15 protein-coding genes are annotated in these 21,243 nt (G+C 61.7%); 9 read left to right on the top strand and 6 right to left on the bottom strand.

Features of this window, described 5'->3' with window-relative positions; genetic code table 11:
* Positions 1 to 319: 319 nt before the first annotated feature.
* A complete protein-coding gene (locus tag VGG64_01550; protein ID HEY1598256.1) occupies positions 320 to 3,415 on the bottom strand; it encodes a PVC-type heme-binding CxxCH protein in 3,096 nt (1,031 codons plus the stop codon).
* 426 nt (positions 3,416 to 3,841) lie between these two features.
* Here VGG64_01550 and VGG64_01545 point away from each other — a divergent pair, with 426 nt between their 5' ends.
* Positions 3,842 to 5,098 (top strand): efflux RND transporter periplasmic adaptor subunit, encoded by a 1,257-nt coding sequence (locus VGG64_01545; protein HEY1598255.1) that lies wholly within the window; start codon positions 3,842 to 3,844, stop codon positions 5,096 to 5,098.
* Positions 5,099 to 5,136: 38 nt separating this feature from the next.
* Here the strand turns inward: VGG64_01545 and ribD are convergent, their stop codons facing one another.
* Both ribD and VGG64_01535 read right to left on the bottom strand, forming a co-directional pair.
* Positions 5,137 to 6,273, bottom strand: coding sequence for a bifunctional diaminohydroxyphosphoribosylaminopyrimidine deaminase/5-amino-6-(5-phosphoribosylamino)uracil reductase RibD (gene ribD, locus VGG64_01540; GenBank protein HEY1598254.1), 1,137 nt, complete (start codon positions 6,271 to 6,273; stop codon positions 5,137 to 5,139).
* Between the two features lie 121 nt (positions 6,274 to 6,394).
* Positions 6,395 to 8,515, bottom strand: coding sequence for a hypothetical protein (locus VGG64_01535; protein ID HEY1598253.1), 2,121 nt, complete (start codon positions 8,513 to 8,515; stop codon positions 6,395 to 6,397).
* A gap of 322 nt (positions 8,516 to 8,837) precedes the next feature.
* Between VGG64_01535 and VGG64_01530 the strand changes: the two genes are divergently transcribed.
* Positions 8,838 to 9,071: a hypothetical protein gene (locus tag VGG64_01530; protein HEY1598252.1), complete on the top strand. Its 234-nt coding sequence runs from the start codon at positions 8,838 to 8,840 to the stop codon at positions 9,069 to 9,071.
* Between the two features lie 43 nt (positions 9,072 to 9,114).
* Here VGG64_01530 and VGG64_01525 read toward each other — a convergent pair whose 3' ends face one another.
* Both VGG64_01525 and VGG64_01520 read right to left on the bottom strand, forming a co-directional pair.
* On the bottom strand, positions 9,115 to 10,212 hold the full coding sequence (locus VGG64_01525) for a toxin-antitoxin system YwqK family antitoxin (GenBank protein HEY1598251.1): 1,098 nt from the start codon (positions 10,210 to 10,212) through the stop codon (positions 9,115 to 9,117).
* A 296-nt stretch (positions 10,213 to 10,508) separates the two neighbouring features.
* Positions 10,509 to 12,143: a hypothetical protein gene (locus VGG64_01520; GenBank protein ID HEY1598250.1), complete on the bottom strand. Its 1,635-nt coding sequence runs from the start codon at positions 12,141 to 12,143 to the stop codon at positions 10,509 to 10,511.
* Positions 12,144 to 12,435: 292 nt separating this feature from the next.
* Here VGG64_01520 and VGG64_01515 point away from each other — a divergent pair, with 292 nt between their 5' ends.
* From VGG64_01515 to VGG64_01485, 7 genes are all read left to right on the top strand, one after another.
* Complete coding sequence (locus tag VGG64_01515; GenBank protein HEY1598249.1) at positions 12,436 to 12,885, top strand: DUF393 domain-containing protein; 450 nt, start codon at positions 12,436 to 12,438, stop codon at positions 12,883 to 12,885.
* A gap of 102 nt (positions 12,886 to 12,987) precedes the next feature.
* The gene (locus VGG64_01510) at positions 12,988 to 13,272 is read left to right on the top strand and encodes a hypothetical protein (GenBank protein HEY1598248.1); all 285 of its coding nucleotides are present in this window, start codon (positions 12,988 to 12,990) and stop codon (positions 13,270 to 13,272) included.
* A 17-nt stretch (positions 13,273 to 13,289) separates the two neighbouring features.
* Positions 13,290 to 13,709, top strand: a complete 420-nt coding sequence (locus VGG64_01505) for a hypothetical protein (protein HEY1598247.1) — start codon at positions 13,290 to 13,292, stop codon at positions 13,707 to 13,709.
* A gap of 85 nt (positions 13,710 to 13,794) precedes the next feature.
* A complete protein-coding gene (locus VGG64_01500) occupies positions 13,795 to 15,027 on the top strand; it encodes a hypothetical protein (GenBank protein ID HEY1598246.1) in 1,233 nt (410 codons plus the stop codon).
* A gap of 139 nt (positions 15,028 to 15,166) precedes the next feature.
* A complete protein-coding gene (locus VGG64_01495) occupies positions 15,167 to 16,402 on the top strand; it encodes a hypothetical protein (protein ID HEY1598245.1) in 1,236 nt (411 codons plus the stop codon).
* A 428-nt stretch (positions 16,403 to 16,830) separates the two neighbouring features.
* Entirely contained in the window at positions 16,831 to 18,255 is a 1,425-nt protein-coding gene (locus VGG64_01490) for a class II fumarate hydratase (GenBank protein ID HEY1598244.1), read from the top strand.
* A 684-nt stretch (positions 18,256 to 18,939) separates the two neighbouring features.
* Complete coding sequence (locus VGG64_01485) at positions 18,940 to 19,794, top strand: hypothetical protein (GenBank protein ID HEY1598243.1); 855 nt, start codon at positions 18,940 to 18,942, stop codon at positions 19,792 to 19,794.
* A gap of 115 nt (positions 19,795 to 19,909) precedes the next feature.
* Here the strand turns inward: VGG64_01485 and VGG64_01480 are convergent.
* On the bottom strand, positions 19,910 to 21,243 hold a 1,334-nt coding region (locus VGG64_01480; protein HEY1598242.1), incomplete at its 5' end, for a hypothetical protein.

Raw genomic sequence — 21,243 nt, 5'->3', positions numbered from 1 at the left:
TCTGCCGGGTTTGTCGGCAACTTTCCCTCTTTCCAGGCAAATTTCGCTGACGACGAGGATTTAGGCAAATGGGGTTCCCCTCCGCAAAACCTGTGCGATTTGTAATGTTTGTTCAACATGCCAAGGCCTTAATCACTTCTGGGAATCACGCGGTCCATTGGAAAAGCGCCGTGCCATCCGACGTGCGGCATTTGCGGTGTCACCGTGCCGCGGAACCCTGGTCCGCGGGTTCCAGCGGGATTCGCGGACAAAGCTACAGAATACGGTTCGCAGAGCGGCGGCGCTGAATCAGCGAGGAACTATCGAGCGGCGCGCACGCTTATTTCACGGCCATCAAATAGGCAATCAGATCCGCCAGAGCTTGTTGGCGCTCGGCTGGCGGAACGGCGAGCTGTTCCTCGACCCCTTCGGGCATCAATGACTGGCCACTCGCCGTGAGTTGCTCGATGTTGACGCGTAGCACCGTATCCGTGGCCCCTTCCCCGCGCTTTAACGTAACGCTGGTGGCCGTTTCAGCGTCGATCATGCCGGTAAGCACCCGTCCGTCGGTCGTGGTGAGCAGATAGTTGACGAACTGCGGGTTCACCTCGCGGTTGGGGTCGAGCACATTGACCAGGATCGCCTCGGGCCCACGATTTTTCATCGCTGCCAGGTTCGCGCCGATCTCGTATCCCACGCCTTCGGCCCGATGGCACGCAGCGCACACTTTTTGGAAGTGCTTCTTGCCGGCGATGGGATCCCCGGCCAATTTCAGCAGCGGACGATAGGCATCGATAACGTCCTGTCGTCGGCCTAACTTGATATCGCCCAACAATTCCGTCGCTCGTTGTCGGATCGTGGCGTCCGGATTCTTCAACAGCTGCTGCACGCGCACCGGATCGAGATCGGCCGCTTTGAACCGATCCTCCGCGATGGCGTTCAACAACGCCGGCAATCGATCGGCGCGGGCAAACAACGATTCCGTTGCCTGCGAGCGCAAGCGAGGACTCAACGTCGGCCAGGCAGCGAGGATGATCTCAGCGATAGCGTCATTGTCCGCTCGCCCCAACGCAGCCAAGGCCGCCAGTTGAATTTCTTGCGGTTGACGATGGTCGACCAGATCTTTCCATACTGGCAGCGCCGCCTCGGAGGGGCCCAATGCCAACACGCCAACCGCCCGTACCCGTTCTGCGGCGGGGCGATTGGTATCACGCGCGCGGACTTGCGCATCCTCAAGCAATCGGGCGACTACTTCGCGCGTGCGGCCCGACGGCCGCTTGGCCAGGTAGCGCTCGAGCGAGGCCCCTTGCCGTGCCGCTCCTTCGCTCAAGCCGCGCACGATCTGCCCGGCCAGGTCCGCCTCGGACTCAGGCAACGCGTCGACCGAAGCGAGAACCGCCGTCACATCCGCTTCGCGCCCCGAGGCGCCCGCTTGCGTCGCCAACGTGGCCAGCAACAGCCGGCCGGCATCGGTGGCGCGAAAGGCCTGGTCCATGTACAAATCCTGGTAGACCGCGTCGATGCCGTGGGCCAGCGAACTGACAAGGGCCAATCGCATCCACCGATCTGTGCCGTCGCGGCGGGCTAGTTTCGCCAAGGCCGTGTCGCGCCCCCCGGCGTTCACCTCGCCCAGGCTGAACAGCAATTGGTAACAGACTTCGAGATCTTGTTCCGCGCCGCCCATATGCAGCAACTTGTCGCGCAGCTCGGACGAGTCATTTGCCGTGCGCTCGGCCAGCCGCACCGCATGCCGGCGTACCTGCGGGTGCTCGTCGGCAAGTGCCCCCAGTAGAGCCCGCGGCGCCACGACCTGGAGCCCGGCGAGGGCATAGAGCGCATGCACGCGTCCCTCGGGTGTCGGCGCACTCGCAACCATTTGCTCGATGGCCGGTACGGCGGATTTGTCTTGCCGCTCGAAGAGCAATCGTGCCGCCGTGTCACGCTGCCATCCGTTTGTATGTCCGAGCATCGCGACAAGTTCGCCCGTGGTGGCACGCCCCATTTGCGGCAATGCCGTCTGCGCGAAACCATCGGCGACCACACGATAGATTCGACCCCGGTCTCGACCGCTGGTCAGGTCGAGATGTTTCTTGATCATCGGCGGCAGCGACAACGGATGCTCGATCACCTCGCGATACATGTCGGCGATGTACAAATTGCCGTCGGGAGCATTGGCGAATTGCACCGGCCGAAACCAGATATCTTTCGACGCCACGAACTCACTGTCGACGTCGATTCGTCGGGCGATCATCTCCAGGCCATTGGGTTCGAGGCGTTTGCGATGGGCCAGGTTCGTGCAGGCATCACCCACGATCGCCCACGCTTCCTGCTGCTTCGGCCAGGCGTTGCCACGATAGATCGTGATGCCGGTGGCGCCTGTGAAATAGCCGCTGGCGCGTCCTCCGCCTTCGATCGGCCCTTGGATTTTGCCAGACACGCGCAATCGCGTGCGGACAACACGCCACGGCTCGACCGGGCTGGCGCGATAGATTTCGGCCGCTGGGCCATCGGCGGCGATACTGACCCGCGCGCTCGGAGCTGCCAGGTAAGGATTTCTCGCGACGTAGCGGTCTTCGAACATCACCTGCTGAATATGGTCGCTGTTCGAGCAGACAAACTTATGCCCCCAGTTGTCGAAGCTCATGCCGTATTGGCCGCCGCCGCTGGTAGCCTCGATGGCGAGCGTGAGCGGATCGAAGGCAAAATCGCGACCCCCCAAGGCCAACGGCTTGGCCTTGTCGTCGTCGGCCCGCTTTACCGAAGCGCCGGAACTACTCGTGGCGCCATGGATGCGATTGTCGAGCCCCCATGTCAAGCTGTTCAAAAGTCCTTGGACATTGCTGCGTCCGAAGCCCGTAAAGACCTTCTTCATCACGTCGGCGCGGCCGTCGCCATCGGTATCCTTGAGATAGAAAATATCGGGCGCCGCTCCGACGAAAATACCACCGTCGTAACAAACAACCGCGGTCGGCCACGAGAGCTTGTCGGCGAATACGCTGCTGGTGTCGAATCGGCCATCGCCGTCTTTGTCGGTGAGCAAATGGATCACGCCCGTGTTGCCTTCAGCGTCTTCCGAGTAGTCGTGCATTTCGACGACGTACAACCGGCCCTGCTCATCAAACGACAGGGCGATCGGATCGGTCACCAGCGGTTCGGCGGCCACCAGTTCCACGTGAAAACCTGGCGCCGTGACAAAAGTGCCCGCCGCGTTCGGCGGCTCAACCGGCGCAATCCGGGGCAATTCCGCCGAGAAGTCCTGGTCCTCCACGGCGACCGGCTTCTCTTCGGCTGATGCACCGGTGGCACCCGCGACCAGGAAGCATGCCACCACCATACCGACGGCCACGCGGCCCCAAACGCAGCGGGCCATACCCCGTACCAGAAAATCCCGACCGCATGGTTGGCTGGCGATGAGAGTAATGCGCGTGGACGCCATGGGAAATTCTCGACAAGGAGTGATGCGGGGCGGGCATTCGGGCGATTGTCGGCCAGTGGCCGGCGAGGCGCCATGGTCATAGGATACTCAACAGACGGGCCGTAAGCACCCGTGCAGGTCTGCAAAGCGTTCGTGCCCCAGGAGCCGGATCCGTGTCGACCGATCGCGGGCGAGCCGAACCGCCGGCCTGTACAATAAATGGGAATAAGGGAGCAAACTGGCGCCATGGCGGGGCGCACCCGTGTTCCTAACTCATAGTGAAACGTGTTCGGACTCATGAGCATGATAAATGCCCTTTTCAGTTCCGTCGCGTGCCAGATATCGGGCGGGAATGGGGCGAACCACCTCCCGCCCGTCGAATGCCGTCACCCCTGGTTGCGTCAGGCATTTGATGGTGCCCGCTATGGCGTGGCGGCGATCGGACTCATGCTCGCCGCATGCGTGCTGCCAGGCTGCGGCGAGGAATCGTCGCTAACTCCCTCGGGTAAAGCGCCGCCTGTGGTGGTGGTCAAAGCGGAACGAACTGCGGTGCCGATCGTCATCACGACCCCTGGCATGACGCGCAGCCTGCGCGATGTTGTGATTCGTGCCCGCGTATCGGGATTTCTCAAGGAACAACATTTTCAAGAAGGCGCCGACGTTCATACCGGAGATTTGCTGGTCGTGATCGATGAGGAGCCGTTCCAGTTGGCGCTGGCCCAGGCGCGGGCCGAGCTTGCGCAGGCTGAAGCCCAGCAGGTGCGGGCGCGCGAATCGAAGACGCACGAACTAGCCGCAGCACAGTTGCGACTTCATCAGGCGCAATTCGATCAGGCGGTAATCGAAGAACGTCGGCAATCTCAATCGTTAGCGCGCGGTAACGCCACCCGGTCTGAATTCGATCAGGCCGAGGCGGCTCGCAAGAAAGCCGCCGCCCAGGTCGAAGCCGATCAAGCACAAGAGCGCCAGACGGCCTCGGACCATAAGACCGGGATCTTGGCGAGTGACGCCGCCGTGCAGCAAGCCACGGCCGCCCTGCATCTGGCGGAAGCGAATCTTGCCCATTGCCGCATCATGGCCCCCGCAACGGGTCGGATTGGCGAAATGCACGTCAAGCTTGGCAATCTGGTCAGCGCCGACGACAACACGGTGTTGGTCACGATTCAACAGCTCGATCCGATGGGCATCGAGTTCAAGGTCCCCGCGCGACATTTGCAAGAGGTCACCGAGCTGGCACGGCGCGGGCTGTCACTGCGGCTGACGCTGCCAGGAGATCGCCTGTACGGCGAGCAGGCGCAAGTGATCTTCGTCGATAATACGATCGACGAACCGACGTCGACCGTGTTGGTCAAGGCTCAGGTCGCCAACCCGCAAGAAGTAATTCTGCCTGGTGAGTGCGTGCAGACGAGCGCCACAATCGGTCAGTATCAGGATGTGGTCGTATTTCCTGAACAGGCGGTTTTGCACGGACCCGGCGGCCCGTCGGTCTACGTCGTCGATCAGGAATCGCACATCGTCGCGCTACCGGTTAAACCGATCGACACGTACCAGGGGCTGAGTGTGATCACCGCGGGGCTCGAGGCCGGCCAAAGCGTGGTCGTCGAGGGGACCGAACTCGTGCAGCCAGGCATGGCGGTCACAATGACGGAGCGGTCCATCAAGGTCCCCAGCGCCGCGCCGGTCGAAACAACGGCTGTTCACTAGGCGCTGCAGTTGTCGCCGTGCCGGTGACGTCGGCGGCGCTACGATGCGGCCTGCTCACGGCCCTTTTCCACGTGACCGTGTATGTAGATGTCGCCGGCCACCAATTCGATCCGCGGCCCGTCGAGTCTGAAGGCCTGATTCGGATCGTATAAGCCGGCGCCTGCGATCGGAGCCGGTGCCACCTCGCCGCCGAACATCTTGGGAGCGATGAAAGCGTGAACCTCGTCCACCGCGCGGGCGTCGAAGAACGCGCCCAGCAGGCGGCTTCCCCCTTCGACCAGCACGTTGGTCATGCGCCGCCTCCCCAGTTCGACCAGCAGGGCATCGAGCCGCTGGCGATGCGTGCCGCCGGGACAGATCAAAACTTCGCAGCCGGCGGTGCGCAACCGATCCACGTTCTCGGGAAAGGCCGACTCGGCCGTCGCGATCAAAACGGGTACTTCGGCGGCAGTACGCACTAACTGGCTGTCGCTGCTTAATAGGGCCTGGCTATCGACCACGATCCGCGTCGCCACACGTGCGCCGGCCGGGCGCGCGGTGAGCAAGGGATCGTCCGCGAAGGCCGTGATGCGACCAACGACGATGGCGTCGACCCGGCCGCGCAAACGGTGGGCGATCGCGCGCGATTGTTCGTTCGAAATCCAGCGACTGCTGCCGGTGACGGTGGCGATCCGCCCGTCGAGCGTCATGGCCCACTTGGCGATAATCCAGGGCTGGCCGTGGGTGATCAGCTTGCGGTACGGAGCGTTGAGCTTCTGAGCCTCTGCGCCGAGCACGCCTACGTCTACTTGCAGGCCCGCCGCGCGCAACGCCGCGATGCCACCGCCACTGACCTGGGGAAACGGATCCTGCTCGGCGATGACTACCTCGCGGATCCCTGCCGCCAGAATCGCCTGCGTACACGGCGGGGTTTTGCCAAAATGGCAACAGGGTTCCAGCGTGACGTACATTGTGGCCCCCGCCGCGCGCGAGCCCGCTACAGACAGAGCCACGACCTCAGCGTGCGGGCCGCCAAAGCGACCGTGCCATCCCTCGCCGATTATTTCGGCCCCGCGAGCGATGACGCAACCCACCAGGGGATTGGGCTCGACGAAGCCCCGGCCCTGGGCCGCCAACTCGATGGCCCGGCGCATGTGCCAGGCGTCAAGCTCGCGCGGTCGTTCGCCGGAATTCACGGTACAGGCCCTCGCTCATCGACGCGCGGAGAAACAAGATATCGGAGACCGACCGTGCGATTTTCGCTGGTCACATGCTGCCGCAGCGGCCGAATTCACGAGCACGGCGGATGCCAACACGTCACTCGGCGCCGGGAACCCATAGCGCGGATTTTTTGCCAGGACCGGCCTCGCTCTCGGGGGTCCAGATCTTGCCGGCGTCTGCCGCTGGGCCTGGCGCGGCCATTGCTTCGCCCTGTCCAGGCCCTCGAACGGGGCGCCCGTCTGGCGTCATCAGCCCCGCCTCGACCAGGATTTGCATCAGCGCCTGAGCCACACCGGGCTCGCGCGCGTGATGCATCTGAATGTGCGACAACACTCTACCGAATTCCTCGGGCTCACCCCGCTCCATCCGCAATGCCAACTCCTGCAAGTCGAGCATCGCTGTGGATTGTTTGGCCTCGTCCGCGGCGGCGCGAGCCTGATCGAGATATTGAATTGCCTGGCTGGTGTCGTCTTCCACCCGCGCAAGCAATCCGTACAACTGGGCCCGGTTCACCTTTCCTTTGAGCGAATCGCGCGTCAGGATCGCGAGCACGATCTTGCGGAGGGCAAGTTGCGCGGCGGTGAACAGCGCCCGGCTGTTGGCATTGATCAACGATTCGTCGTCCACGTGTTGCCAATCTACGCGGTGCAATCGCGCCAGCGGCACACGTTCGACAGGCGTCGTTCCGAGTTCGATCGGGGTAGCAGCCGGAAGTTCCAAGCGACGCCGCAGTTCCACGAAGACGTCGCCGACCGACGGTTCTTGAAACGACAACTCCAATATCAAAATCGCGCCCAGCAGGCGGCTCTGCAATCGTGCGTCCGGCCCGGCTTGCTGCGGCGTCTTACCCCCCAGCACAGCCAGCGGCGTGGTCGGCCAACGCTGCAGGATGGCATAGCGGCGCTGCTCGACCAGCAGTTTGTGAACCTGGTCGACGGGTGTGTCCTCGGGCAGCCGCCAGTTCCAACTGAGCGCCCATTGGCCGCTGGGCAGGTCGCCGCGTTTTTCTTCTTCGCCGGCTGGTCCCAATTGTGCGGCACATAGTTCGGCGAGCACGGCCTTGGCCGCGGCCAGGTTCGGCCGGGCAACGCTCATCTCCAGCCGCGCTTCGCGGTCCGTCTGACGACCGAAGATCAGCACGTGACCGAGCACGTTGGGCACGTCATCGCGCGTCAACCCTGCGCCGGTGCGCGGCGCCGGGCGATCGAGCAGCACGTAAGAATGGCGTGGCGGCGGCTCGTTCTGGTCGGTACAGGCAGCGGGATCGACGGGCGTCGACGCGGCGCGCCGGTCCGAGAGCTTTTCGATCAACTCATCGATATTCGTGATCGGATAAGCGACCATCAGCAGGTCAATCCGCTCGGTGTTGCTATCCGCATCGAGTAACTGTGCGAGGGCTTCGGCCTCGACCTGCTCATCGCGCGACACGTCCAGCGATGCCAGATAGCGCAATGCTTCGATCGCACGCTGATGATCGCCCAGCCATGTTTGTAAGATCGCCAGGCTGTGCCAAACCACGGCCGCCTCCGGCACCTTCTCGCCCAACGCGGCCAGATTATCCGCCGCCGCTCGCCAGGCGCCGCGCCGCGCCGGATCGACCGCTGTGAGGAATTGTTCCCTCCAGGGCGCATCGGCCGGAACCTCGAACAGGTCTGGCTCTTCTTTGAAGAGCAGCGGCACTTGAGGCGACGCATTAAGCCGCATCAGCAACGTCAACGTGCGCTCGTCCTGAGGCAGCAAACTGGCCAACAGTAGCAGATGCCCCAAGGCCGTCGGCACGTCGCCGACCGCAATCAGCGATTCGCCGATACTGGCGATCGCGTCGACTACCGTCGCCGGCATGGGGTTGGGACTGGCCGCGATCCCCATTTGCAACGCTTCGATCGCGCCGGGCACGTCTCCTTGCCCCAGCGCGATCAGGGCAGATTCGGCCAACGCCACCGGGTTGGCGGCCGCCGTCGCGAGCACGCCATCGACGACGCGTTTGGCTTCGTCCGTACGCCCCAGCTCCAAAAGCAACTGCGCCTGGGTGGTCAGCAAACAGGCGCGCCCCGGAAATCGGGTCTGTAGTTTCTCGATGTATTCGAGACATGCCAGCCGCTGATCTCCCTCGAGCATGCGCTGGATTTTGTCCAGCTCGCCCAACAGGTCCGCGCAGCAGAATTTCAGTTTTTTGCCCGTGCCGGCCGGACAGGGAGAATAGGGATCGAGCGCCATAGATCACAGTCCGTCTGTAGCAAATAAACCGCCCACACGGGCCAGGCCCGGGCGGGAAAGCTCTGATGGTAACAAAGGGCCGACGGGATTACGACCCGCCAGGAATGCCGCGGCTGCGCGGCACGAGCGTCGTCCTGCCGGATACCATCGGTAGGATCGTCAAAGCCTGCCCGACGTGCCGGGCCGGCGAAGACGGTCGGCCGGCCAATCTTTGAAGACCTGCTAGCGACGCGTCGATGATCTTTACAGAGTCCCGGCCCGCTGGCGCCTTGCCGGCGCGCTGTCACACGCGGGGCGCAACGATCGCGACGAGACACAGACGATGTGGCGGGCATTCTTCCTAGCCTTCGGCTTGACCATGTGCGTCATCGGCGCGGAATGCCTGGTCGTCGATGATTTCGTGCTGGCGTCCCGCACTGCCGCGGCCGCCAACGAAGTTGGCCGCGGTGTCAGCCGGGACATCAAACCGCCAGAATGGGCCCCCTGGAGCTTGCTCTCGGCGGGCGCCGTGACGATTCTGTATTCCTTCACGATTCCGCAACGCGTGAAGGGTTAATCCGCCTTCGGTGCGGGCCACGGCTATGAGGCCGGTGCGTCGTTTAGTGGCTTTTCCGGGACCCGGTCAGGTCTCCCTCTTCGTTCCACTCGTAGGCGTCCCCTTCGCGATGCCCCATCACGAAACTCACGATCGATTTCGGCGCGCCTGTCTCGAACCACATCATCACCTGGCCGGTGGGCACGTCGTTGTCGTATAAGCATTCCGACTTCTTATTGCCCCCTTCGTACCATTCGATAACCGTGCCGTCTTTGGCGCCGTCGGTGAATTCGGCGAAGGTCTGAATCTGGCCGTTGCGATACCACGACCGGTAGAGACCTACCATCTCGCCCTCTTCGTAGGTGGCCTCGATCTTCAGGTGGTGATCGCTTTCATTCGACCACCACTCCTGCCATTCGCCATCCCGATGACCATCGACGTAGAGGCCCTTGGCCTTCAGGCTGGCATCGGGATGCCATTCGGTGAATTCGCCGTCCAGCGTACCCTCGATATAGGTTCTGTCGGCTTTGGGGGATCCGTCGGCATACCATTCGCCGTAATGGCCGTGCTTTGTACCGCTCTTGAAGGCCACCTCGAGCGATTTGTGCTTCGTGCGATAGTAACTAACGGACGTCCCCTCCTTCGTGCCGCGAACGTACTTGGTGACCTCTTGCGGGGTGCCGTCTGGATACCAGCGGCTTTTTGTTCCGTGGGCGTCGCCATTATCAAAGTCCTGTTCGACAGACATCTGTCCGCCGGGATGCCACGTGACGGATTTGCCGTGCTTGACGTCGTCGCGATAGTTCGTTTCTTGTTTCTTCGACCCGTCAGCGAAATATCGGGTTTCTAGCCCCGTCTTGTTGCCGTGGGCGTACGTGCCTTCCCCTTTCTTCTGACCGGATTCGTACCATTCGGTCCAGGGGCCGTCGCGTTCGCCTTTGCGATAGATGTAGCGGCTGGCGAGTTGTCCTTTTTCGTAATAGGTTTCGTTAACGCCGTGGTCGACGGAATTGCCTTTGGCATCCAGTCGCACGTGCCGCTTGGAGCGCAGCGCGCCTGATTTAAAGCGCTCTTCGATTACTTGCGTCTGGGCGGGTGCCTGGGCCGGCGCAGGTGCCGACATCGAGGCGACGAGCAAGCTGAAGAGTGCCGTCGAAACCATGAAACGAACGCCTTGGAAAGACGCCAAAACCGAGCCTGGTCTTGCGGAGCGATTGTATAGACGTGGGAGTCGAAGGCGCGCGAGCACGACCTTCACCACTCTCTAGATTACGCGGCCCGGCGGCGCTTGCAAACACCCCCGGCGGCAAGCCGATGTGGGGGGCTGTGAAAATGCCATGCGCCAGCCGTCATATTCGTGCGCGGCGGCGGAACTTGCCGGATCGGCTCGTCACAGGCCTACGCCAGCCGCAGGCCAGGGGAACCCATCACGCCGCGACGACGTAATGGCGCGCGCTATCACTCGGCCGGCTTTTCCCCCTCGCGGAGGTTGTCGAAGTACGTCCGCGCGTGATCGCGATAACCGCGCGGCAGTTTGGTGTCAGCCAGGGGATCGGCGTCGCTGCCGCGGACCGCCTCAAACTGCGATTGAATCTCTTGTTCGACCCGACCTTTGACATTTGGTCCTTCGACCCGGTCGGTCACCGTGGCGGCGCCGCGGCCGATTTGTTGTTTGACCTTGGTATCGTAGAAGCCGGTGCGTGTTTCCTCTTCGGGGCGGTCGCCTTCGCCCTGACCGCGTCCCAATCCGTTACCAGGCCGATTGCCGAATCGGCCGGCGCCGCGGCAAGCGGCACAGCCCATGCCGTCGCATTCCTTGCAGGCCATGGCATCCTTGGCCTCGGCCAATTGATCGAGGGCTTCGTCCAACAGTTCGGCTTCGGCCAGTTGTTGCGCCATTTCGGCCAGTTCGCTTTGCATCTGGGCCATCGCCTCGGCGGCGCCTTGACCGTCACCCTGCTTGGTGCATTGCGCGCATTGCCCCATTTTTTGGGCCATGCGTTCCAACTGCTTCATTTGCGGCGCCTGCTTGGCGAGCTTGGCCAGTTGCTTCTCCAACTCGTTGGCTTCCTTGGTCTGGCCGGCTGCGCGTTTTTCAGCGATTTGTGATTTCAACTCGTCTTCTAGCTTGCGATGCTTGTCGACCATCGCCTGCAGCTTCTGCTCAATTTGATCGAGCTGCTTGGCGAGGTTGGCCTTGGCCTCGTCGTCGAGCTTGCCGTTTTTCAACTGATCCTTGAGAGCTTCCAGCTCCTTGGCGGCCTGCTTGAGGTCGCCATTCTTGAGCGCGCCGGCCAGCTTATCCGCCGGCCCTCTGCCCAGGTTTTTCATCTGCTCGAGCTGGTCTTTCAATCGATCGTTGCCGCGCAGTTCCTCGCGACGTTGTTCGAGTTCCTTATTCAGGTCGTTCATTTTGACCATTGCCTGGCGCCGGTCATCGTCTCCCTTGGCCAGTTGCTTTAGCCCCGCTTCGAGCTTGGTGAGCGGCTCTTCGAGGTCCTTCAGATCCAGCTCGCGCGCTTCCTTACGGCGCTCTTCGGCCTTCTTCTGCGCGATCTCGACGGCGTGCTTGACTTGCACCTTCTCGGTCGTCTCGGTCGTGGCTGTGGCCGTATCACTGGCCGGGTTCAAAAACACAGCCACCAGAAAGGCGATCGCCGCGGGCAGAATCGGCAGCAGCGCCGCGCGCGACATCGACAGGCGAAAACCTTCGGCCACTTCCACACGCTCCAAGGCGCGGACCGCATCGCCGATCAGCGCGCGGCCGACAGCACTGTCGCGGTCGGCCGCCGACAGCGCGTAGGTGCTCGATACGCGTTCCTTCAACTGAAAGCGGCGATCGATTTCGATCGCGGCATCGATTTCGGATTGTCCGCGAAACCAGACCAAGGCGGCAGCCAACACCACGCCGGCCGCTGCGCCCATCGCGGGCCAGGCCCACACCTTGAGCCCCAGCGGATAAAACTTGTCGACGGCCACCAGCAGGGCGGCCAAGAGTAGCGTGCCGAACAGGCACCAGGGCACGGCCCGCAGAAACTTTTGCGTCGCCAATCGCCGTCTGGCGATCGCGACTTTTTTCGAGAGCTGTTCCATGACAATCGCTCCTGCCAACAGCGAAAAATCGGCCGCTCGCCAGCGCCGGCGTGCGCTTAAAAAAGGCTCCTTGATCATAGGACTTCCCGGGGCCGGAAGCCAGCCAGATAAGACAATTCCCGGGGTCGGTTGCCAGGCCGGCGATCCCGCACCCCACAGCCAGGCTCAGCAAATGCCGGCCATAACCGGGGATCTTTGGCCACGACGGCGGCGAGTCTAGCGATGTATAATTCCTCGGGCCGCTGTTACCCACCCCAAACCGTTCCGGTTCTAACTGCGGAGCACGCCGCAAATGGCCACCGCGACAGAATCCCAAACGCCGTTACACCCGCCATTGCCAGGTCCCGATCAGCGACCGCTGGCCGATGTGGTGATCTATGACGGCGAGTGCCGGATGTGTACTGGCCAGATCGGTTTTCTGGAGCGGTGGTTCGCGGCTGGCCGGCTGGCCTATTTATCGCTCCACGACGCGCGGGTGCCGGTGCGCTATCCTGATCTGTCGCACGACGACCTAATGCGACAGATGTACGTTGTCGATCGGCAGGGAGGTCGTCATGGGGGGGCGGCGGCCATTCGCTATCTTTCACGCCGGCTGCCACGACTGTGGTGGTTGGCGCCGCTCATGCACGTGCCTGGCTCGATGCCGCTCTGGCAAGCACTCTATCGCCAGGTGGCAAACCGGCGCTACTGGTTTGGCCGCCGCGAAGAATGCACCGACGGCAGCTGCAGTCTGCATCGATGAATATCGATGAACGAGAGCACGCCAATCCGGATGGCGCCGACGGTTTCTGTTGGTGAACCGTCCGTAGCGGTCGTCCCGCCTCGTGCCCGATCCCCGCGCCGAATGCAATTCGACTTGCGCCGCATGCTGGCGGCGATGGTGTTGGTTGCGTGCGCAAGCGCCACGCTGCGATGGACCTCTTCTAGCAAAGATTGGATCGCAGGCCTGGCCTGGGTCATCACCGGTGGGTTCGCCTTCAGTGCCTGGGGAATGCTCGTGCAAGGATATCGCGGCGCGCTCAAGGCGACGTTTCTCTATGTCATAGGGCTGTTCTGGTTACCGTTATTGTTTGTTTGCGCGTTTGGCACGCTGGCGTTTTTGATTGCGGGCGTCCGCGAATTATTCTAACCCGTACAGTTACCTTAATGCCCCAACAACCATTGAACGCCGTCAGTTCCGGCCTGATCGCTTGCTTTGCATGCACGTGGATCGTGCTGTTCTGCGTCAATGCCTATGTGCTCTTCAGCCGACGAGACGCGACCTTCAAAAGGAAATGGTTCCGGCGGATGGTTGTGCTGATGAGCGGGCTTTTCATCTTCTTTGTCGTGGCGATCAACGCATCGAGTGGTGTGCAGATGGCATGGCCATTTCTGCTGTGCGTCTTGTTTCCGATCGTTATCCTGATCGCATGGCTTAACTTGAAGTTGACGAAATTCTGCGATCATTGTGGCGCGACAATACTGCCTGGCAACTTCTTGGTGCGGCCGAAGTACTGTCCGCGTTGTGGTACACCGCTGGATGCCATGACCAAGGCCGACGCCGAAGGCTTCGTGAATCGAACATAACCGTGTCGCCCGACGCATTTTTCGATTAACGTACGGGGACTTCGCACAAGCCTTGGAACCGGCCAGCGATTAGGAGGGTGGCAGAATGCAACCGCCAGGCGCCTCTTATCCGTCATCCGGTAGCGCGGCATCACACCGTACCGAAGCGCCACGTCGCAATTTGCGGCCATCGCTGATCATCGTGGGCATCCTGCTGACGATCGTGGGCGTTGTCGTAAAAAATCGCTGGCACGAACGATATCTGGCCCCTTCGGTTCATGCTGTTCAAGCGGCGGGCGGGTACGTCGATCTCGAGCGGATTGAGTCCGACTGGATGCGCGCCCTGCTCGGCGAAGCGTTCCTGGCCAAGGCGGTGTCGCTGTCGCTGGATAACCCAGCGCTATCGGACAAGCAGAATGCCGCCCTCGTACGGAGATTTCCGCACATCGAAAATCTCAGCCTGGATCACGTGGTACTCGGGCCGGCCACAGCGGCCGCGCTGGCCCAGCTTACAAACCTGCGGAGTTTAGGCTTCTATTCGGTGACTGTCACTGAGGACGTGCTGGGCGGACTGAGCGGCAATGCACAATTGCAGCAGATCTTTTTGCACACGGTGCAAGTTGAGGGGCGTGCCATACGGGGGCTCGCTCCACTCCCACAGCTCACAAAGCTATTGTTTGAAAGCTCGACCGTGACGAACGACCAGCTTGCGGACCTGGCCATGTTACCCGCACTGAATACCGTCAATCTGAGCGGCTGTAAAAACTTGACTGACGATGGCCTGGTCCATCTTGGCCAGGTGACAAAATTGTCTTTTCTGGTTTTGAACGACACCCGATTGACCGGAGCAGGATTGAAGAGTCTCAGCTCATGCGGCTCGCTCGGCATTCTCTGTCTCAGCGGAACACAGCTCGAGGACGATGCCTTGGCCCACTTGGCGCCACTGACGCTCTTATCGAACCTGACTCTTGACCGCACGCCGATTACCGATCGAGGGCTGGCGCATTTGCAGGGGATGACCGGCCTTATGATTTTGGATCTTGACGGCACGAACGTCACCGACGACGGGCTCGCGACTCTGCAAACGCTTACCGGCCTGACATGGCTATGTCTCGACAAAACAGCGGTCACGGACCAGGCGCTCGTGGCACTGGCGAAGTTGCCCTCTTTACAAACGTTATCGCTCCACGGCGCGAAGATTAGCGACGACGGGATCGGCAAATTCGCTGGATTTCCCGCGCTGACATCGATCACAGTCCAAGGCACAGGCGTAACCCGGGCCGCTGTTGATACTTTCAAACAGCGACATCCTGGTCTGACGGTCATCGCTGACCAATGATTTCTAGTCGCACCGCGTCTGCCCACGAAGAGGCGCCCCTCGAACGCGCCGTTTGCTGCTGAGGATGCCTCTATCAAGCGCCCCGCCCGCATGCGACGATGAGTGGCGCGAAATCTTTTTTGCCCCCACGGTGCCTGCCGTGCAATCGCCCAGTAACCCACAACCGCAGGGCAGTCCAGCGACGTCGCAGCGCCCTGTCGCGCCTGCGCGGAACTTGCGGCCCTCGCTGATTATCGTGGGCGTGCTGCTGACAGGTGCGGCGATTGCCGTGAAGAACGGTTGGCAGGAACGCTTTTTCGCCCCCACGGTGCATGCCGTGCGTGCCGCGGGCGGGCACGTCCAGTTTGAACACAAGGCGCCCGAGTGGGCACAGGCGCTCTTCGGTCCCGACTGCGCCGCCCAAATGGAATCAGTCAGTTTGCCGGGTACGGCCCTTTCGGACCAGGAATTGGGGCGTTTGCTGCGACGGCTGCCGCAAATCAGCAATCTATACCTCAATAACTCGCGTTTAGCAGACAGCGGCGGCGCTTCATTAGCGAGCTTCACCGGCTTGGTGACTCTCAGTCTCGCCCAGACCGCGATCACCGATGCCACATTGCAGAACCTGAGTGGCTGCGCGTTTCTGAATTACCTCGACCTGGCCGGCACGCAAGTCGACGGCTCCGGTTTGCCCGCACTGGCAAAGCTACCGAACCTGCAAGCGATCTTACTGAGCCGTTGCCCAGTAACCGATACCGCCTTGGCCGAGCTCGCCGCGTTCCCGCGATTGACGAACTTGTATTTGAGCGACTGCCCGGAAATCTCTGACGGCGTGCTCGAGCATCTCGGCCAAGTGCGTGGCCTAAGTATTCTCGACCTGCGTAAGACGCGTATCACGGGCTCGGGACTGAAGTTTCTCGGCCGGCTTGCTGCGCTCACCCAACTCAATCTGGCCGGCACACCACTTGAGGATGATATGTTGCAGGGCATCGCGTCTTGGTCGGCCGCGCGGCTGAACTTGAACCTTAGCGGCAGCGGTATCACCAACCGTGGGCTGCCTCACGTGCAAGGCATCATCGGACTGGTAAACCTCGACCTAAGCGGCACAGCCATCACGGACGAGGCGGCCAATGTGTTGGCGGGCATGACCGGCCTGCAATCACTGCGGCTCGACGACACCGCTGTGACGGACCGGACCTTGGCCGCGCTGGCGAAGCTGCCCAAGCTGTGGTCGTTGTCGCTCCGCAATACTAAGATCACGGACGATGGCATGCAGCTTCTTGTGGCGAACCCCATGCTGCGCGGCGTCAACGTTTTGGGGACAGCGGTGAGCCGAAGCTTTGTCGCTGGTCTGGAACGCTCGCGACCGACATTGTCGATCGTGACGGATCGCTGATACCCGAGCCGACACCCGCCCGACGAAGGTCCGCTGCGACGGTTGCATCGGCCGGCCTGGCCGCCGCACAAGCCCTGTCGGATTCTGCGGACAAGCACTATTATTGACGCGTTGTTCTGGTGTGATCACGTTCGCGGCGGCAGGACCACGCCCGTTCGCGAAGGGATCGCATCGACTCGTCATCTGGTACTGGTACACTATGAATCCTAGATTTCTTGGGATGGTTCCGCGGGTTTGGTAGAATTGGGGCATGGGGACTGTCATAGGTATTTGTATTATCGTCGTGCTGTTTGCGACGACATATTGGCTGCTTCGCGACTCTCAGCGGCGTTTTAATCGCCGTGACGAAGGGCCGGGGCAATTCTATCCGGACGGGGGCCCGTGACTCGTCGTCTTGTTATCCGCGTTTTTTCCAACTGAGGGTTCCCATGTCGGATTTCCGTGTCGAACATGACTCGATGGGGGACGTACGCGTCCCGGCCAAGGCCTACTACAGCGCGCAGACGCAGCGTGCCGTCGAAAACTTTCCCGTGTCCGGCTGGCGCTTGCCGGCGCCGCTGATTCACGCGCTGGGAATGGTCAAGCTGGCCGCCGCGACGGCCAACGGGGACCTTGGCAAGTTGACCGGCACCGGCAAGAACCCGCTCAATGAAAAACAGGTCGCCGCCCTCGTGCAGGCCTGCCGTGAAGTGGCCGAAGGAAAATTCGACGACGAGTTTCCGATCGACGTCTTTCAGACCGGGTCGGGCACGTCGAGCAACATGAACGCCAACGAGGTGATCAGCAATCGAGCAATCGAGATCGCAGGTGGCGATCGCTTCAAAGCCGATAAGCCGATCCATCCCAACGATCACGTCAACATGGGGCAAAGCACCAACGACATGTTTCCCACGGCCATCCACGTGGCCGTGGCGCAATCGGTCGAGCGTGATCTGATCCCGGCGCTGGAAAAGTTGCAGGCCGTACTGGCGCGCAAAGCCGCCGAGTGGGACAAGATCATCAAGATCGGCCGCACCCACCTGGCCGATGCCACGCCGCTGCGCCTGGGACAGGAAGTGGGAGGCTTTGCCCGCCAATTGCAACTGTCTGTCGAGCGGGCCCGTCTGGCGCAGAAATCGATTCTCGAACTTCCGGCCGGCGGCACCGCCGTGGGTGCCGGCATCAATACACATCCCGAGTTCGGCCGTCGCGTGGCCGCGGCGCTGGTGAAGGAGACCGGCATCCCTTTCATCGAAGCCAAGAACCATTTCGAGGCCAATTCCCAGCGTGACGGATTGGTCGAATGTCACGGCCTGCTGCGCACCATCGCCATGACGCTGTTCAACGTGGCCAACAACATTCGCTGGCTAGGCTCGGGCCCGCGCTGCGCCTTCTACGAAGTAATGCTGCCCGATCGGCAGCCCGGCAGCTCGATCATGCCTGGCAAGGTGAATCCCGTGATGTGCGAGAGCATGATGCAAGTCGCGGCGCGGGTAATGGGGAACGACCAGACGATCACCATCAGCGGCGCCGCCGGCGGCCAGTTCCAGCTCAACATCATGATGCCGGTGATGGGCCAGACGACGCTGGAAAGCATTGCGCTGCTGACCGGCGTGACGCGCGCCTTTGTTGATTTCTGCGCCGAAGAGATGCTGGCCAATCCCGAAGCCTGCGAAGCCAGCGTCGAAAAAAGCCTGTCGATGGTCACCAGCTTGATCCCGTATATCGGCTACGACGAATCCGCCAAACTGGCCAAGGAAGCGATGAAGTCGGGTAAGACCATTCGCGAATTGTGCGTCGAAAAGCAGATCCTGCCCGAAGACACACTCAAGAAGGCCCTCGACCCGTGGAGCATGACCGAGCCGCGGGCGTAGGTCATGGAGCGGGCCAAGATGCTGACGGTATCGTTGGTCGGGCTGAGGACGTCGCACAGCCAAACCGTGGCGTTGCCCAGCGGTCAGCGGGGTGTTTCAAGTTCAAATTGCGCAGACGAATCGTGTGTCGAACAATTTTCTTGACCCTGGCATGTTTGCGTATCTATACTTCCGGAACGTAACGGATGCTGGAGCGATCCGTACCGCATTCTGGACCTCGTTGTGTCTAGAAGTTGAGGCAGCTGCTACTGGGGTATTGCCAATGAGTTCTACGGGAATTCGGCCTGATCGTGTCGTTGATCGGCCCCTAACACCCTGGCTCGGCAACCCGCCAGCGTCACGCGTACTACCGCCCTGCAACGAGGCGGAGGAACGCTAATGACAATTCTGACCGCACGCACCTAAGCGCGCGTCCCACAAGCGGCCGTTTTAGATCGGGTTTCTTTCTCGGTCTACTTGGTAATGACCCTTGCCACGCGCGGCGTGACACGTCGTCTCGGTCAATTCGCCATTCCCGCATGGCTTGTGCCGCGTCGGGCACGACTATGTGCGGTAATGCCTTGGGCCTTGCGATGAATCGACCGCTTGGCCTCGTGCCGGCGCAAGACACCAATCATCAATCTGACATCTCATCAACAAACTTTGAATATCTTTGCAACCTAGGAGAGGCTAATGACTATCGCGATGACAATTCATCGAACGGCTCTGACTAAAACCATCGCCACGCGTTTCGCCGCTGCTGCCCGCCGTCGCCAGGTGCAAAGGGGATTCGTCTGGTGCATTGCCATCGGGCTGCCGGTACTCGTGCTTGGCGCTACCGGCGGGGTGTCTGCAGCGGACCTCGTCATTGATCCTTCTGCCAGTTTCCTGACGGGCTCTGGCTACGTAGACAATTTTGATCCCCCAAATCAGAACGTCCAAGAACCGATCACTGCCCAAGTTGTCGGCTCACTTACTACGTCGTTGAATGGCAGCCTGTCTGTCACCATTGGGCCCTCCGGTGACCTGAACTTGTCGACGGTTCAGATCGCGGTCGGAAATACACCCGGGTTGTTTACTCCCGGAAACGTACCCGCGAATTTTGCCGGCCAAATTGTCAATCCCGAGTTCGGTGGCTCATCGATCGGGTATCTGGCAGGCATGCTGCTGTCGTTTGCCGGCAGCGACATTCCGCTTAACGCGGACGGCACGTTCTCGGCCAATCTGCTCAGCGAACAAGTGACGGCCGGAGCCTTGAACTGGGCGACGCCCTCGATTGGCTTTCTCGGCTCTCAGTCGCTCGTCAGCCCCTTGGGGAATGTGACCAGCGGTCTAGGCGAATTCTTGACGCCCGGCCCTGGTGTCGAGCAGTTGACGATTCCGATAGACGTTACGCTGACCGTGCCGGCAGCAGGCCAACTCGTTCATTATGAGTTCACGGGCCAAATCGTAGCGACAGTTCCCGAGCCAGGGGCCTTCTTCCTGGCCGTGGTTGGCGCCGCTTGCGCCATCGCCACCCTCGTACGGCGGCGCCAGCGCGCCGTCTATAGGTCGAAGTAGCATCCTTACGGCACTCGTGATACTAGCTGTGGCGGAGATTCCATTTCGCGCCTGCCGGCGCGCGGGCACCGACGGTGTCTGCAAATAACGGAAGAGTTAGCCCACTGCCCACGATTCACACGTCCAACCCCATCGAGCGCATCAGCGCCAGCGCATTGCTCTTGGTCACGACCCCCGGCCGAAGTTTGTAGTCGAACGTCATCAGGCCGTCGATCAATTGGTCTTCGCAGTGCATGTTTGTGGCACGCGGGGCCAGGTCGTCAGCCACGCGCGTCAGCGCCAGATCGTGCGTAGTCATCAGTCCGATCGTCCCCTCGGCGAGCAGCTTGCGCATCAACGCTTCGGCCCCGGTCAGCCGATCTTGCGAATTGGTTCCCTGCAGGATCTCGTCGAACAAGAACAGCAACGGCCGCTCGTGCCCAGCGAGATCGAGCACTGCCCGCAATCGCTTCAGCACCGCATAGAAGTACGAAGCGCCTTGATGAATCGAATCGCGGAACCGCATCGCCGTTCCCAAGGTCACGGGCGACAGTGTCAGCCGCTGGGCGTGTACCGGTGCACCAGCCAACGCCAGCACGGTGTTGGTGCCCACAGTGCGCAGGAGCGTGCTTTTTCCCGACATGTTCGAGCCGCTGATCAGGATCAAGCACCGTTCGCCCCCCAGCGAAAGATCGTTACGCACGCAGGTGCCGGGCGGCATTAGTGGATGGGCGAGACCCACGCCGGCAAAGAGCGGGCCGCGTTCCACGAGTTCAGGAAACGGATCGGTGGGGCGCTGATAAGCATAGGCGCTCAGGGCCGCCAGGGCTTCGATCTGGCCGGCTGCCGCAAGTGCCGCGGGCACAGCGGGCCGGGCCCGCAAACGCCACATTTCCCACAGCGGCATCCCTTGCACCTTCAGCGCGTGCAAGAAGCTGTTTTGAAGAGTCAGACCATACACCTCGGCGACGAACCCGGCCGGCAGCGTCAGTGCGCGATCGAGCGCCGCGACCAGGTCGCTCAAACCGTGCGGCACATCAGTTCGATCGCGCAGCACGGCGCGTAAGCGATAAAGCACCCCCAGCGCGTGTCCGGCCGGACCAACGTGCTGCCCAATCCCCCGGGCCACTAGCCGGCGCGCGAGATAGAAGCCGGCCTCGAGCACAGCCAACATGACAAGCGCCAGCCACCATTCTCCTCCACGCACAATCCCCATCACGGTTGCGAGGGCCATTCCCCACACCAGCGCCGCGCCGACAACGCGCGCCACGATTGATGGCAATATCGGCGGAGCGTTGGCCCATTGAATCAGCCCTTCGGGCACGACTCGCCCCAAGTCGGCATCGAGCGACGCCAGCGCCTCGCGCAGGTCGAGGCATCCGGACAGCTGGCGAACGAGCTCCTGCCGAGCACGAATCGCGTCCATGTCCGAAGGCGCCCTCATCCAGCCGGCCAGCGTGTCTTGGCCCA

It is taken from the genome of Pirellulales bacterium (assembly GCA_036490175.1).
Classification (GTDB): Bacteria; Planctomycetota; Planctomycetia; order Pirellulales; family JACPPG01; genus JACPPG01.
This window is presented reverse-complemented; position numbering and strand designations above follow the sequence as displayed.

Excerpts from the sequence above, each read along its gene's own strand:
- VGG64_01550 (HEY1598256.1), bottom strand. The coding sequence starts at position 3,415 with ATGGCGTCCACGCGCATTACTCTCATCGCCAGCCAACCATGCGGTCGG.
- VGG64_01545 (HEY1598255.1), top strand. The coding sequence starts at position 3,842 with ATGCTCGCCGCATGCGTGCTGCCAGGCTGCGGCGAGGAATCGTCGCTA.
- VGG64_01535 (HEY1598253.1), bottom strand. The coding sequence starts at position 8,515 with ATGGCGCTCGATCCCTATTCTCCCTGTCCGGCCGGCACGGGCAAAAAA.
- VGG64_01530 (HEY1598252.1), top strand. The coding sequence starts at position 8,838 with ATGTGGCGGGCATTCTTCCTAGCCTTCGGCTTGACCATGTGCGTCATC.
- VGG64_01525 (HEY1598251.1), bottom strand. The coding sequence starts at position 10,212 with ATGGTTTCGACGGCACTCTTCAGCTTGCTCGTCGCCTCGATGTCGGCA.
- VGG64_01520 (HEY1598250.1), bottom strand. The coding sequence starts at position 12,143 with ATGGAACAGCTCTCGAAAAAAGTCGCGATCGCCAGACGGCGATTGGCG.
- VGG64_01515 (HEY1598249.1), top strand. The coding sequence starts at position 12,436 with ATGGCCACCGCGACAGAATCCCAAACGCCGTTACACCCGCCATTGCCA.
- VGG64_01510 (HEY1598248.1), top strand. The coding sequence starts at position 12,988 with ATGCAATTCGACTTGCGCCGCATGCTGGCGGCGATGGTGTTGGTTGCG.
- VGG64_01505 (HEY1598247.1), top strand. The coding sequence starts at position 13,290 with ATGCCCCAACAACCATTGAACGCCGTCAGTTCCGGCCTGATCGCTTGC.
- VGG64_01500 (HEY1598246.1), top strand. The coding sequence starts at position 13,795 with ATGCAACCGCCAGGCGCCTCTTATCCGTCATCCGGTAGCGCGGCATCA.
- VGG64_01490 (HEY1598244.1), top strand. The coding sequence starts at position 16,831 with ATGTCGGATTTCCGTGTCGAACATGACTCGATGGGGGACGTACGCGTC.
- VGG64_01485 (HEY1598243.1), top strand. The coding sequence starts at position 18,940 with ATGACAATTCATCGAACGGCTCTGACTAAAACCATCGCCACGCGTTTC.